We start from the raw sequence: 13,072 nt of genomic DNA, 5'->3' as shown, positions 1-13,072 counted from the left end.
CGTCGCTGCCCGTGTGCCGCTCTCTAAGGGTGGCGCCGGGCGGGTGCAAGCGGAAAACACGCGCCCGGGCCGAAAAATCTTACTCGTCGTCCTCGGCCGGAACATCGGCCAGCTCGTCGAGCGACACGTCATCGCTGTCGTCGTCATCATCGAGCACGTCATCGCCCAGATCGACGTCGTCATCGTCGCTGTCGTCGTCGTCGAGCAGCAGCTCCTCGTCATCCTCCGAGGACTTCTTCATCTTCTTGGTCTGCGCGTCCTCGGCATCCGCCACCATGGTGCGGTGCTTGCCGGTGTCGAGCGTGACCACCTGCCCGGTATAGGGGCTGATGATCGGGTTTGCGTTCAGGTCATAGAAGCGCTTGCCCGTGGTCGGGCAGATGCGCTTGGTTCCCCATTCTTCCTTCGGCATGGGCTGTCCTTCCAGTTCCGTGCGACGATGATCGGCGGGCGCGCCGGCCCGGGCGCGAAACGCGCCTCGGCCTTGCGGCGGATCGCGCTCCCCTGCCATAAGCGCGGCAGGCTGTCAAAGCCTTTGGGCGGAGGGAGGCAAGCGGGATATGGGTGAACACGTGCTGCCGGGCAACCCGCCCCTAACGGTGGCGCTGCGCCGCTCGGATCGGGCGGGGCGAATCACGCTTCGGGTCTCGCATCGCGACGGGCGGGTGACGCTGACGCTGCCCCGCCGCACGCCCGAGCGCGAGGCGCTGGCCTTCCTGCGCGAACGCGAGGCCTGGGTGCGCGGTCATCTCGAACGGGTGGCGCCGCCACGCGCGGTGCGGCTGGGCGGCTCGCTGCCCTATCTGGGCGAGGAAATCGCGCTGCGGCCCGCCGCCCTGCGCAGCCCACGGCTCGAGGGGCGGGTGCTGCTCCTGCCCGATGACGCGGCGCGCGCCCCGGCGCGGGCGATGGCCTTCCTCAAGGCCCGCGCCCGCGATCGCCTTTCGGCCGCCGTGGACCGCCACGCCGCCGCGCTGGGCCGCCGTACCGGGCGGCTGAGCTTTCGCGACACCCGCTCGCGCTGGGGATCGTGCAGCTCGAAGGGCGACATCATGCTGTCCTGGCGGCTGGTCATGGCGCCGCCCGAGATCGGCGACTACGTCGCCGCCCACGAGGTCGCGCATCTGGCCGAGATGAACCACTCGCCCGCCTTCTGGGCGGTGTGCGAGCAGCTGTTCCCGCAGCATCGCGCCGCGCGCGACTGGCTGCGTCTGCATGGCGACGCGCTGCAGCGGATCGATTTCACCGCCCCCGCCGGAGCCACCGCGTGATCCCGCCCGCCGTCGCCACCCCCCGCGCCCCCGACCCCGCCGGGGCGGCGCATGACCGGGTGTATCGCTCGCTCAGAACCCGCATCATGCATGGCGAGATCGCCCCCGGTGAATCGCTGACGCTGCGCGGCATCGGCAAGCTGTTCGAGGTGTCGATGACCCCCGCCCGCGAAGCGGTGCGGCGGCTGGTGGCCGAGGGCGCGCTGTCGCTCTCCTCCTCGGGCCGCGTCGCGACGCCGGCACTCACCAACGAGCGGATCGAGGAACTGGCAGCGCTGCGCGCCATGCTCGAGCCGGAACTGGCCTCGCGGGCGCTGCCACGGGCGCATTTCGCGCTGATCGACCGGCTCGAAGCGATCAATGCCGGGGTCAGCCAGATGGTCGCCCGGCACGACGCCACCGGCTATATCCGCATGAATCTCGAATTTCACCGCACGCTCTACCTGCGGGCCCAGTCGCCCGCGATCCTCGCCATGACCGAGACCGTCTGGCTGCAGCTCGGCCCCACCATGCGGGCGCTTTACGGGCGACTGCGCCGCACCGAGCCGCCCTATCATCACAAGCTGATCCTCGCGGCGCTCAGGGCCGGGGACGAGCCGGGACTGCGGCTGGCGGTGCGGACCGATGTGACCCAGGGGCTGCGGCTGCTGAAGGGGTGATTGACATACACGACATTTATTGTCAGGTATGGCTCAGCCACGACGGACCAGCCGTCGCAAGCCGGACGCGTTCAGGACCATCGAGGCCCGTCATGCCCCGCGACTTTCCCCAAGATTTTCCTTCCGACGATTCCCGTCCCCGCAGTCCCATCGGCGGTGCGCCGGTGGGGCGTCTCGACGATCTCGGCGCGGTCGAGGCGCGCGCCGTGCGGCTGCTCAGGCTGTGGTGCGATGCCGGCTTCGAGGCCGTGGCCGCCCGGCTCGCCCCCGATCTCGACCCCGGCTCGGCCGGTGCGGCGGCGCGCGCGCTCGACGCGCTGGCGCGGCTCTGCGCCACGACGGGACGTCGGCCGCTGATGCGCCACGCCGCCGACTGCGCCTGTCTCGGTGCCGATGAAGCCTGGTTCGCGCGGCTGATCGGCCATGGCTCCGAAGCCGCGCGGGAAGAGGCGATGATGCTCGCCATGGCGTTCCTGCGGCCGGAGGCCGCGGCGGAGGCCGCCCATCTGGCCGAGGCGCTGGGCCTCGGCCTGCGCCGCGCCGGGATCAGCCGGCGACGGCTGCACTGAGCGCCGGCGCCCGCTCGATCCGGGTGCCGGTCTCGATGTCGAACAGGCACAGCCCCTCTCGCGCCACCGCGAGATCGACATGGTCGGTGGCGTCCTCGGGGATCCGGCCCGGCAGCCGCGCGGTGATGGTTTCGCCACCGAGCACGAAATTGACATAGGCCTCGGCGCCGGTGTTCTCGATCATCTTCGGCGCGACCACGAGGTCGGGGGTGCCGGTGGCCCGGCTCAGATGCTCGGGCCGGATGCCGAGCGTCACCCGCGCCGGCAGATCGGCCGCGCGCCAACCCGGCCCCATGGCGAGCGGGGTGCCGTCGATGTCGAGGCCGGTTTCTGTGACGCGGGCGGGTACGAGGTTCATCGGTGGCGAGCCCATGAAATCCGCGACGAAGGTATTGGCGGGCGTGTCGTAGATCTCCTGCGGCGTGCCGATCTGCTGCACCACACCGCCCTTGAGCACGACGATCCGGCTGGCCAGCGTCATCGCCTCGATCTGGTCGTGGGTGACATAGACGATCGAGGCATGGGTGGTCTTGTGGATGCGCTTGATCTCGGCGCGCATCTCGACGCGCAGCTTGGCATCGAGGTTCGACAGCGGCTCGTCGAACAGAAACAGCTTGGGATCGCGCACCAGCGCCCGGCCCATCGCGACGCGCTGGCGCTGGCCACCCGAGAGCTGGGAAGGCTTGCGGTCGAGCAGGTGGTCGATCCGCAGGAGCTTCGCGACCTCCTCGATCTTGCGCTGCGCCTCGGCCTTGGGGACCTTGCGCACCTTCATGCCGAAGCCGATGTTCTCGGCCACGTTCATCGTCGGGTAGAGCGCGTAGGACTGGAACACCATGGCGATGTCGCGGTCCTTTGGCGGCTCGTGCGTCACGTCGCGCCCCCCGATCTCAAGCGCGCCGCCCGAGATCTCCTCGAGCCCGGCGATGCAGTTGAGCAGCGTGGACTTGCCGCAGCCGGACGGGCCGACGAGGACGAGGAATTCGCCCGGCTTCATGTCGATATCGATCGAATGCAGCACCTCGACGCCGCCATAGCTCTTCTTGAGCCGGTCGGCGCGCAGCGCGCTGGTCACGGGGTCTGCCATGGTCTCTCCTCTCCCTTCGGGACGGGGCCGGTCGAGGCCCGGACGATCAGCCCGGCCCGGTTCACGGTTTGCAGGCGCGCGGGCGGCGCGCCGTTCAGATGGTCGACGAGCATCTGCGCCAGCGGTGCGCAGGCGTCGCGCAGCGGCGCGTGGGTCACGGTCAGGGCCGGGTTGAAATGCGCGGGCCGGATGCCGGGCAGCGCGTCGTCATGCGCGATGACCGAAAGGTCCCCCGGCATCGAAAGCCCGAGATCGCGCGCCGCGCGCAGCACGCCCTGTGCCACCGGGGTGGTGGCGCAGAGAATCGCGGTGGGCCGCGGCCCGGCTCGTCCCGAGAGCCACGCCAGCGCCTGCGTGTAGCCGGTGCTCTCGGTCGGCGCGCCACCCGCGACGAAGCCATCGGGCACCGCCAGCCCCTCCACCGCCATGGCGGCACGAAATCCCTGCTCGCGATCCTCGGCAAAGGCGAAGCGCGCCTCGCCGTTGATCAGCGCAATCCGGGCATGGCCGAGGCTGGCAAGCAGCTCGACCGCGTCGGCGCAGACGGCGCGATTGTCGATGCCGAAGAAGGCGTAATCCGGCGCGGCATGGGCCTGGCCGTGCATCACGAAGGGCACGCCGCGCGCACGCAGAAAGCCCGGCCGCGGATCGTTCGGCACCGGCGCGTTCAGCACGAAGCCGTCGAGCAGGTCGCGCTCCAGCATCCGCTCGTAGGGCGCGACCGGGTCGTTGCCCTGATCGACCGAGAGCACGAGGTCGAGATCGCGCGCCGCCAACTCGGCAGTCAGCGTGGTCAGCACGTCGAAGAAGGTCTGGTCGGCCGACATGTCGGCGCGCAGCTTGACGATCATGCCGACCACGCCCGAGCGGCCGGTCGCCAGCCGCTGCGCCGAGCGGTTGGGCCGGTAGCCCAGCCGCGTCGCCGCCTCCTGCACCCGGGCCCGGGTCCGGGCGCCGACCTCCGGAAAGCCGTTGAGCGCCCGGCTCACCGTGGCGACCGAGAGACCGAGCTCGGTGGAGATGTCCTTGAGAGTCGCCATGCCGCGACCCCTCCCCCGGCCGTTCAAAGCGCTTGCAGCGGCAATCTATGCCTCGCGCCCCCGCAATTGCAACGAAAAGCTCGGTGTCCCGCCGTCAGCCTCAAAGCGGTTTGAGAAAACCGGCCGCTTTGCTATCGTGCCGCGAATCGCGCCGTGGGGAGGACCCGGCGGCGGGACGATCTGGGAGGATGACATGACCAAGACCAAGACCCTCGGCGCCGTGGCGCTGTTGATGCTGTCGGCCGCGCCGGCGCTGGCCTTCGAGGATGGCAAGCTGCTGATCTGGACCGGCGACAACCGCGCCCCCGACGCGCTGCGCGAGATCGGCAAGACCTTCGAGGAGGAGTTCGGCGTGCCGGTCGAGGTGGCCGTGGTCGAGCCGCTGCCCGAGAAGTTCCAGCAGGCCGCCGCCACCGGTGACGGGCCGGACATCGTGATGCACGCGCATGACCGTCTCGGCGAATGGGCCACGGGCGGCATCATCGCCCCCGTGACCCCCGGCGCCGATTTCACCGACGGCATCCTGCCCGCCGCGATGGAGGCCGTGACCTTCGACGGCGCCACATGGGGCTACCCGGTCGCGGTCGAGGCCGCGCACCTGATCTACAACAAGGAATACGTCGACACCCCGCCCGCCGATTTCTCGGAGATTGCGGCGATGGAGCTGCCCGAGGGCGTGGCGCCGATCCTGTGGGACTACAACAACACCTATTTCACCTTCCCGATGCTCGCGGCCAACGGCGGCTTCGCCTTCCAGAAGGTCGAAGGCTCCTATGACGGTGCGACCTCGGGCGTGAACACCGAGGGCGCGGTCGAGGGCGCCGAGGTGCTGGCCTCGCTGATCGAGGACGGCGTCATGCCCAAGGGCGTCGATTACGGCGTCATGGAAGGCGCGATGAACAATGGCGAGGTCGCCATGGTCATCAACGGGCCGTGGGCCTGGGCCAACCTCGCCGGATCGGGCATCGATTTCGGCGTGGCGCCGCTGCCCAAGGTCGATGGCGAGCTGGCCCCGCCCTTCCTTGGGGTGCAGGCGCTGGCCCTGAACGCCGCCTCGCCCAATCTCGACCTCGCGCAGGAGTTCATCGAAAGCTACCTGCTCACCGACGAGGGGCTGAGCGTCTGGAACGAGAGCGGTGCGCTGGGTGCGCTGGCCGACCAGTCGGCCGCCGCGGCGCAGGACGACGAGAAGGTGAGCGCCATGCTCGACGTCGCCAAGGACGGCATCCCGATGCCCTCGAACCCCGAGATGGGCGCGTTCTGGGCCGCGATGCAGCCGGCGCTGACCAATATCACCAACGGCGCGCAGGAGCCGCAGGCGGCGCTCGACGACGCCGCCGCCCGGATCAAGGGCGAATAAGCGCCAAGCCCGGGGCGGCATCGTCGCCCCGGCCCCCTGCCCCGTCGCCGCCGGGGCAGCCCAAGGGCCAAGGACGCGGCGTGCTCCGGGAGGGATCACCGACATGACCATCGCCGATGCGGGCCCCGGCCCGTCCGAGACGCATATCGAAACCTGGCCTTGGCTGCGCCTGGCCGTCGTGGCGGTGCTGGGCGTGGCGATGCTCTACGGCGCCTTCTTCCTCTACCAGATCGCGCAGCCGCTCTTCGGCGCGATCCTGCTCGCGGTGGCCACTGGATTCGTGGTGATCTTCGGTGCCAACCGCTTCTACGGCGCGCGTTTCATCTTCCCCGGCGTCGCGGCGGTGCTGGTCTTCATCGCCTTCCCGGTCGCCTATACGATCTGGCTCGGCTTCACGAACTACTCCTCGTTCAACCTGCTGTCCTACGAGCGGACGATCGAGGTGCTGACCTCGCGCGGCACGGTTGATCCCGAGACCGAACAGCCTTTCACGGTGGCCCGCGATGGCGACGGCTACCGCATCTGGCTGCCCGAAAGCGGGCTCCTCTCCGAGCCGGTGACGCTGGCGGTCGAGGAGGAGGCGGTGACGCTTGCGCCTGCCGAGCCGCCGCTCGACCTGCTCAGCCCCCGAGAAGCGATCAAGCTGCGCGCGGGTCTGCAGAGCCTGACGCTGACCACCCCCGACGAGATCGACCTGCGCAATGCCGGGCTCAGGACCTTCGCCAGCGTCACGCCCGACTTCGTGCGCAGCGGCGAGGACATGCTGACCCGCAGCTCGGACGGGCTCGTCCTCACCGCTAATCACGACACCGGTTTCTTCGAGACGCCGGATGGCGAGCCGGTGCCGCCGGGCTGGCGCGTGGGCGTCGGCTTCGACAATTTTCAGCGCATCCTCGAATCCAAGGGCGTACGCGGCCCGATGCTCTCGATCTTCGCCTGGACCTTCGCCTTCGCGGCGCTGTCGGTGGCGGGCGTCTTCGCCGTGGGGCTGTTGCTGGCGGTGATCCTCCAGTGGGAGCATCTGCGTTTCAAGACGCTGTACCGGATCCTGCTGATCCTGCCCTACGCGGTGCCGGGCTTCATCTCGATCCTCGTGTTTCGCGGGCTGTTCAACCAGAATTTCGGAGAGATCAACCTGATCCTCGAGGCGCTGTTCGGCATCCGCCCCGACTGGTTCACCGACGGCAATCTCGCCCGGGTGATGATCCTCTTCGTCAATATCTGGCTCGGCTATCCCTACATGATGCTGCTCGCCATGGGCTTCCTGCAGGCGGTGCCGCAGGACCACAAGAAGGCCGCCGCCCTCGAAGGGGCATCCAGCCTGCGGGTGTTCTTCACCATCACCCTTCCGCAGATCATCCCGCCCTTCCTGCCGCTGCTGATCGCGGCCTTCGCCTTCAACTTCAACAACCTCGTACTGATCCTGCTGCTGACGCGCGGCGGGCCCGACATCCCCGGCACGGTGATCCCGGCGGGCGAGACCGACATTCTCGCGAGTTTCACCTACCGCCTCGCCTTTCAGGATTCGGGCCAGCAATTCGGCCTCGCGGGGGCGATCACGCTGCTGATCTTCCTCGTCGTGGCCGCCATCTCATATGCCAACTTCGTGGCCATGCGCCGCGCCGCAGCCAAGAGGTCCGGCCGATGATCGTCGAACGCCCGCGCGACCTGAGGATCAAGAAGATCGCCGCGCATGGCTTCATGCTGATCTTTCTGGCGCTGATCCTGTTCCCATTCTTCATGATCGTCTCGATCAGCTTCCGGGAGGGCAACTTTGCCACCGGATCGCTCTGGCCCGAGAACCCGACGTTGGAGCACTGGTACCTCGCCTTCGGGCTCGACTACACCCGCGCCGACGGCACGGTGGTCGCGCCGCCCTACCCGGTGCTCCTGTGGATGTGGAACTCGATCAAGATCGGGCTGATCGCCTCCGCGGGCGTGCTCGCGCTCTCGACCATCTCGGCCTATGCCTTCAGCCGGATCCGCATCCGTGGCAAGCAGGGCCTGCTCGACGGGCTGTTCCTGATCCAGATGTTCCCGACGACGCTGGCGCTGGTGGCGATCTTCGCGATCTTCGACGCGCTGGGCGAGGTGACGCCCGCGCTCGGGATCAACAGCCACCTCGCGCTGATCCTCGTCTATCTGAGCCAGATCACGCTGCATATCTGGACCATCAAGGGCTATTTCGACAGCGTCGACACCGCGCTCGACAAGGCCGCCGAGATCGACGGCGCGAGCGCGTGGCAGACCTTCCGCTACATCTTCCTGCCGCTTGCGGTGCCGATCATGGCGGTGGTCTTCGTGCTGAGCTTCATCGGCGTGATCAACGACTACCCCATCGCCAGCGTGCTGATCCGCTCCGAGGACCAGATGACTCTGGCGGTCGGCTCGCGGCTCTATCTCAACGAGTTCAAGTATCTCTGGGGCGATTTCGCCGCCGCCGCGATCCTCTCGGGCCTGCCGATCACCATCGTGTTCCTGATCGCCCAGCGCTACCTCGTCTCGGGACTCTCGGAGGGGGCGGTCAAGGGCTGAGGCCTCCGCCGAGCTTCGGAGAAAGGGGCCCGCAGCGGCCCCTTTCTTTTGTCTTCCGAGCGGCCTAGCGTCACCCCATGGCAGCGGCGCATTCCTCATATGACGTGGTGATCATCGGCGGCGCGATGATCGGCAGCGCCGTGGCATGGTGGCTCGCGCGCGATCCGGGATTCGACGGTCGCATCCTCGTGGTCGAGCGCGATCCCTCCTTCGAGTTCGCTTCGACCAGCCACACCAATTCCTGCATCCGCATGCAGTTCGGTACCGAGGTGAACGTCGCGATCAGCCGCTTCGGGCTGGAGTTCATTCGCGCTTTTCGGGATTACGCGGGCGAGGACGCGCCCGACATCCACCTCGACGATTTCGGTTATCTCTATCTCGCCGCCGATCAGGCCTCGGCCGACAGGCTGCGTGCGGCGCAGGCGCTGCAGGCGCGGATGGGCGCTGGCACGCGGCTGCTGTCACCGGCGCAGCTGCGTACGGCCTTTCCCTTCATGGCGTGGGACGACATCCTGCTCGGAAGCCACAATCCCGGCGAGGAAGGCTGCTTCGACGGCGGCACCATGTTCTCGGAGTTCCGCCGCCGGGCGCGGCGCATGGGCGTCGAGGAAATCCGCGCCGAGGCCACCGGGCTGCGGCTGGAGGGCGATCGCGTCACCCATGTCGAGCTGTCCGACGGCAGCGCCGTCGCCTGCGGCCAAGTCGTGAACGCCGCCGGGCCGCGTGCGGCGCGGGTGGCAGCGATGGCCGGCATCGCCATCCCGGTCGAGCCGCGCAAGCGCTATACCTTCATCTTCGAGGCCGAAGACAGGCTGCCGCGCAAGCTGCCGCTGACCGTCGATCCCTGCGGCATCCATTATCGCTCGGACGGCGCGCTCTACATGGCGGGCTGCCCGCCCGAGACGGACGGCGCCTGCGACGCCGGTGATTTCGCCATGGACCACGCGATCTGGGAGGACCGCGTCTGGCCGGCGCTGGCCGCCCGCATCCCCGCCTTCGAGCGGGTGAAGCTGCGCAATTCGTGGGTCGGTCACTACGCCTACAACACGCTCGATCAGAACGCGCTGCTGGGCCCGCATCCGGCGGTCGCGAACCTGTTCTTCGCCAACGGCTTTTCCGGCCACGGGCTGCAACAGGCCCCGGCGGTGGGGCGCGGCATCGCCGAGCACATCATCCACGGGGCCTGGCGCAGCCTCGACCTTGCACCGCTCTCGGTGGCACGCCTCGTCGAGGGCCGGGCGCTCACCGAAGCGGCGGTGATCTGACCCGACGACCAAGGAGACTCCCATGAAGAAGATCGTCCTCACCGGCGCCTGCGGCGCTCTCGGCTCGAAGCTGCGCGAACCGCTCTCGAAGCTCGCGGACGAGTTGCTCTCGACCGACATCGCCGAGGCTCCGGCCGAGCTCCTGCCGAACGAGCGCTTCGTGCAGGCCGATCTCGTCGATCTCCCCGCGATCGAGACGCTGATGCGGGACGCCGAGATGGTCGTGCATTTCGGCGCGATCCCCGACGAGCGGCCCTTCGAGGAGTTGCTCGGCCCGAACTACATCGGCGCCTACACGGTCTGGGAGGCGGCGCATCGTGCCGGCGCGCGGCGCGTGGTCTATGCCTCCTCGGTGCACGCGGTTGGGCTGCAGGAGACGATGGCCGGCCACGATACCGACGTGCCGCACAAGCCCGACAGCTTCTACGGCCTGTCGAAATGCTTCGCCGAGGACATGGGCCGGATGTTCTGGGAAAAGCGCGGTCTCGAGGCGGTCTGCCTGCGTATCTTTTCCTGCACGCCCGAGCCGCAGAACGCCCGGGCGCTGCACACATGGCTGAGCCATGGCGATCTGGTGCGACTGGTCGAGGCCTCCGTGACGACGCCGGTTACCGGCTTCACCGTGGCTTGGGGCGTCTCGGCCAACAGCCGCGCGCCGGTGTCGAACCACAAGGTCTCGTTCCTCGGCTACCACCCGCAGGACAATGCCGAGGACTGGGCCGACCGGCTGCTGCCGCCTACGAAGACGCCGGACCCGTCCGACCGGGCGCAGCGCTGCCTCGGCGGGCCCTTCGCGGTGGTGCCGCTCGGAGAAAGCGGGGTCGAGGCGATCCGGAGGATGAGCGCGGGCGACTGAGGACGCACGACCCCGCCCTCGCGCCAGCGGAAACGAGGGCATCCGCGTATTCGGGAGAAAGACGAAGGGGATGGCGCGACCGTCCCCTTCGTCTTTCGTCAAATACGCATGGCGCGCCGCCTCAGCCCTGCGCCGCGGCGCGAATCGCGGCGATGTTCTCACCATAGACCGAGGCCGTCTCGACCGAGCCGCCCCGGAACACCGCCGAGCCCGCGACCAGCGCGTCGGCACCTGCCCGCGCCACCAGCGGCGCGGTGGCGGTGTCGACGCCGCCATCGACCTCGAGATGGATCTCGCGGTCGCCGATCATCGCGCGCAGGGTCGCGATCTTGTCGAGCATCGAATGCAGGAATTTCTGCCCGCCGAAGCCCGGGTTGACGGTCATCGCCAGCACCAGATCCACGTCGTCGAGAAGCGGCGCCACCGCCTCGGCCGGCGTGCCCGGGTTGAGCGCCACGCCGGCCTTCATCCCGGCGCCGCGGATCGCCTGAAGCGTGCGGTGGATATGCGGCCCCGCCTCGACATGGGCGGTGAGGATGTCGGCGCCCGCATCGGCGAAGGCGTCGATATAGGGATCGACCGGCGCGATCATCAGATGCACGTCCATCACCGTCGTCACATGCGGCCGGATCGCCCGCACCAGCTGCGGCCCGAAAGTGATGTTGGGCACGAAATGCCCGTCCATCACGTCGACATGGACCCAATCGGCGCCCTGCGCCTCGATGGCGCGCACCTCGGCGCCGAAGGCGGCGAAATCGGCGGAGAGGATCGAGGGGGCGATCTTGAGATTGCGGTCGAAGGCGGTCATCGGCGGGGCTCCCTGTGCAGTCGCGCCATGCCCTAGCGCGAAATCGCGCGCACGTCACGCGCGGCGCGCAACCGGCCTTTCGCATCCGCAGAAACTCCTGCTAACGTGGCGTCATGCAACCCGCTCCGCTGATCCTGTCGCATGAGGACATCCTGCCGCCCGGCGCCTGCGCGGCGCTGACCCGCGCCATGCTCGGCACGGGACGGCCGGTGCTGCACGGGCACGACTTCTTCGAACTGGCCTGGGTGCAGAACGGGCGGGTGCGGCACCATTTGCCCGAGGGGCGCGAGGATCTGGTCGAGGGCGACGTGATCTTCGTGGCGCCGGGCCATTCGCACGGGCTGCAGGGTCGCGGCGCCGATGCGCTGCTGGTCTCGGTGACGCTGCATCCCGAGCTGATCGCAGAACTCGGACAGCGGTATCCCGACCTTGCGGGACGGCTGTTCTGGACCGGCGCCAAGGCGCCGCTGCGGCTGTCGCGCGACAGCCGCCAGATGGCCGAGCTGAACCGCGCCGCACTGCGGCTCGAGCGGGGCCGGCGCGACCGGCTCGGCGCCGAGGCCTTCTTGCTGCCCTTGCTGTGCGGGCTGGCCGAGGAGGCCGCGCCGCTGCCCGGCGGCGCCCCCGACTGGCTGGCGCGCGCCTGCGCCGCCTCGCGCGCGCCGGAGGTGTTTCAGGACGGGGCCTCGGGCTTTGCCCGCGTCGCGGGCAAGGCGCATCCGCATGTCAGCCGCTCGATGCGGCGCTTTCTCGACATGTCGCCCTCGGACTGGATCAACGCGCAGCGCATGGATTACGCGGCGCGGCGGCTCCTGGGGAGCGCCGACAGCCTTGCCGAGATTGCCGCCGAATGCGGCGTCCCGAACCTGTCGCATTTCCACAAGCTGTTCCGCCAGGCGCATGGCGAGACGCCGCAGCGCTTCCGCCGCGCTCGCCAGCGCGACGTGGTGCAACCCGGCTAGCTGTCGTCGCGGCGTCCCGCGCGGGCATCGCGGCGGCGGCGAATCGCATCGGTCCAGATCGCGACACGTCGGTCGCCCCGGTCGAGCCATGGCGAGACATGTCGGCGCGACCAGCGCCGCAGCCGCACGCCGACGGCCCAGACCACGGCGAGCAGCACCGTCAGGAAGACGATGTTGAACCAGGGGATCAACCGGGTATCGGGCCCCTCGACGGGCCGGACCGACAGCGCGTTCGGGTAGACCGAGAGCAATGGCAGCCGCCAGCCGTAATAACGGACCGCGACCCATTGCGGATCGCCGGCTGTGGAGACGAGGTTGCGCGCCTCGGCTTGCAGGTTGGCGCTGTCGAACTTGAAATAGGGCGGCCAGCCGCCGCCCGTGTCCTCGTTGCGAAACACCATGACGCCGCCATCGGCGCGTACCGTGTCGATGAAGCGCACGTCGCGCTCCACGAGCCCGGTGGTGGTGGTGACGTTCTCGGAGGCGGCCCAGAACACCGAGTTCGGATCGATCCGCTCGAGCTTGATCTCGACGCCGGTGATGCGGACGATCTCGCGACGCGGCAGGTTGTAGTGCAGCAGCGCGGCGACGAGCGCCAGCACCACCCCCCAAAAGATCCAGCCGACCCAGCGCATCGCGTTCATCCCTCTCCTGTCGGGC

Annotated in this window: 14 protein-coding genes; 9 read left to right on the top strand and 5 right to left on the bottom strand. The window is 69.1% G+C overall.

Features of this window, described 5'->3' with window-relative positions; genetic code table 11:
• Nucleotides 1–79: 79 nt before the first annotated feature.
• Nucleotides 80–412 (bottom strand): TIGR02300 family protein, encoded by a 333-nt coding sequence (locus O4G76_RS12730; protein ID WP_085896796.1) that lies wholly within the window; start codon nt 410–412, stop codon nt 80–82.
• Nucleotides 413–560: 148 nt separating this feature from the next.
• On the opposite strand from O4G76_RS12730, the gene O4G76_RS12725 reads away from it, so the two are divergent.
• From O4G76_RS12725 to O4G76_RS12715, 3 genes are all read left to right on the top strand, one after another.
• The gene (locus O4G76_RS12725) at nt 561–1,271 is read left to right on the top strand and encodes a M48 family metallopeptidase (RefSeq protein ID WP_269397690.1); all 711 of its coding nucleotides are present in this window, start codon (nt 561–563) and stop codon (nt 1,269–1,271) included.
• Nucleotides 1,268–1,930: a GntR family transcriptional regulator gene (locus O4G76_RS12720; RefSeq protein ID WP_269397689.1), complete on the top strand. Its 663-nt coding sequence runs from the start codon at nt 1,268–1,270 to the stop codon at nt 1,928–1,930. The genes O4G76_RS12725 and O4G76_RS12720 overlap by 4 nt, the downstream gene beginning before the upstream one ends.
• A gap of 164 nt (nt 1,931–2,094) precedes the next feature.
• Entirely contained in the window at nt 2,095–2,499 is a 405-nt protein-coding gene (locus O4G76_RS12715; protein WP_269397688.1) for a hypothetical protein, read from the top strand.
• On the opposite strand, the gene O4G76_RS12710 is transcribed toward O4G76_RS12715, so the two are convergent.
• Together O4G76_RS12710 and O4G76_RS12705 are read right to left on the bottom strand one after the other, a co-directional pair.
• Nucleotides 2,477–3,586, bottom strand: coding sequence for an ABC transporter ATP-binding protein (locus tag O4G76_RS12710; protein ID WP_269397687.1), 1,110 nt, complete (start codon nt 3,584–3,586; stop codon nt 2,477–2,479). The genes O4G76_RS12715 and O4G76_RS12710 overlap by 23 nt on opposite strands.
• Nucleotides 3,571–4,626, bottom strand: coding sequence for a substrate-binding domain-containing protein (locus tag O4G76_RS12705; RefSeq protein WP_269397686.1), 1,056 nt, complete (start codon nt 4,624–4,626; stop codon nt 3,571–3,573). The genes O4G76_RS12710 and O4G76_RS12705 overlap by 16 nt, the downstream gene beginning before the upstream one ends.
• 193 nt (nt 4,627–4,819) lie before the next feature.
• Between O4G76_RS12705 and malE the strand changes: the two genes are divergently transcribed.
• The 5 genes from malE to O4G76_RS12680 all read left to right on the top strand — a co-directional run bounded on the left by malE (nt 4,820) and on the right by O4G76_RS12680 (nt 10,642).
• Entirely contained in the window at nt 4,820–5,986 is a 1,167-nt protein-coding gene (gene malE / locus O4G76_RS12700) for a maltose/maltodextrin ABC transporter substrate-binding protein MalE (RefSeq protein ID WP_269397685.1), read from the top strand.
• A gap of 103 nt (nt 5,987–6,089) precedes the next feature.
• Nucleotides 6,090–7,634, top strand: a complete 1,545-nt coding sequence (gene malF / locus O4G76_RS12695) for a maltose ABC transporter permease MalF (protein WP_269397684.1) — start codon at nt 6,090–6,092, stop codon at nt 7,632–7,634.
• Complete coding sequence (malG, locus tag O4G76_RS12690; protein ID WP_269397683.1) at nt 7,631–8,521, top strand: maltose ABC transporter permease MalG; 891 nt, start codon at nt 7,631–7,633, stop codon at nt 8,519–8,521. Before malF ends, malG begins: the two co-directional genes overlap by 4 nt.
• A gap of 77 nt (nt 8,522–8,598) precedes the next feature.
• Nucleotides 8,599–9,786: an FAD-binding oxidoreductase gene (locus tag O4G76_RS12685; RefSeq protein WP_269397682.1), complete on the top strand. Its 1,188-nt coding sequence runs from the start codon at nt 8,599–8,601 to the stop codon at nt 9,784–9,786.
• 22 nt (nt 9,787–9,808) lie between these two features.
• Nucleotides 9,809–10,642: an NAD(P)-dependent oxidoreductase gene (locus tag O4G76_RS12680; RefSeq protein WP_269397681.1), complete on the top strand. Its 834-nt coding sequence runs from the start codon at nt 9,809–9,811 to the stop codon at nt 10,640–10,642.
• A 121-nt stretch (nt 10,643–10,763) separates the two neighbouring features.
• Here the strand turns inward: O4G76_RS12680 and rpe are convergent, their stop codons facing one another.
• Nucleotides 10,764–11,450, bottom strand: coding sequence for a ribulose-phosphate 3-epimerase (gene rpe, locus O4G76_RS12675; protein ID WP_269397680.1), 687 nt, complete (start codon nt 11,448–11,450; stop codon nt 10,764–10,766).
• Nucleotides 11,451–11,563: 113 nt separating this feature from the next.
• Between rpe and O4G76_RS12670 the strand changes: the two genes are divergently transcribed.
• On the top strand, nt 11,564–12,412 hold the full coding sequence (locus O4G76_RS12670) for a helix-turn-helix transcriptional regulator (RefSeq protein WP_269397679.1): 849 nt from the start codon (nt 11,564–11,566) through the stop codon (nt 12,410–12,412).
• Here the strand turns inward: O4G76_RS12670 and O4G76_RS12665 are convergent.
• Nucleotides 12,409–13,056, bottom strand: a complete 648-nt coding sequence (locus O4G76_RS12665) for a DUF1523 family protein (protein ID WP_269397678.1) — start codon at nt 13,054–13,056, stop codon at nt 12,409–12,411. The two genes, O4G76_RS12670 and O4G76_RS12665, sit on opposite strands and share 4 nt — an antisense overlap.
• Nucleotides 13,057–13,072 lie beyond the last annotated feature (16 nt).

The organism is Limimaricola sp. G21655-S1 (assembly GCF_027213785.1).
In the GTDB taxonomy this organism is placed as follows: Bacteria; Pseudomonadota; Alphaproteobacteria; order Rhodobacterales; family Rhodobacteraceae; genus Limimaricola.
This window is presented reverse-complemented; position numbering and strand designations above follow the sequence as displayed.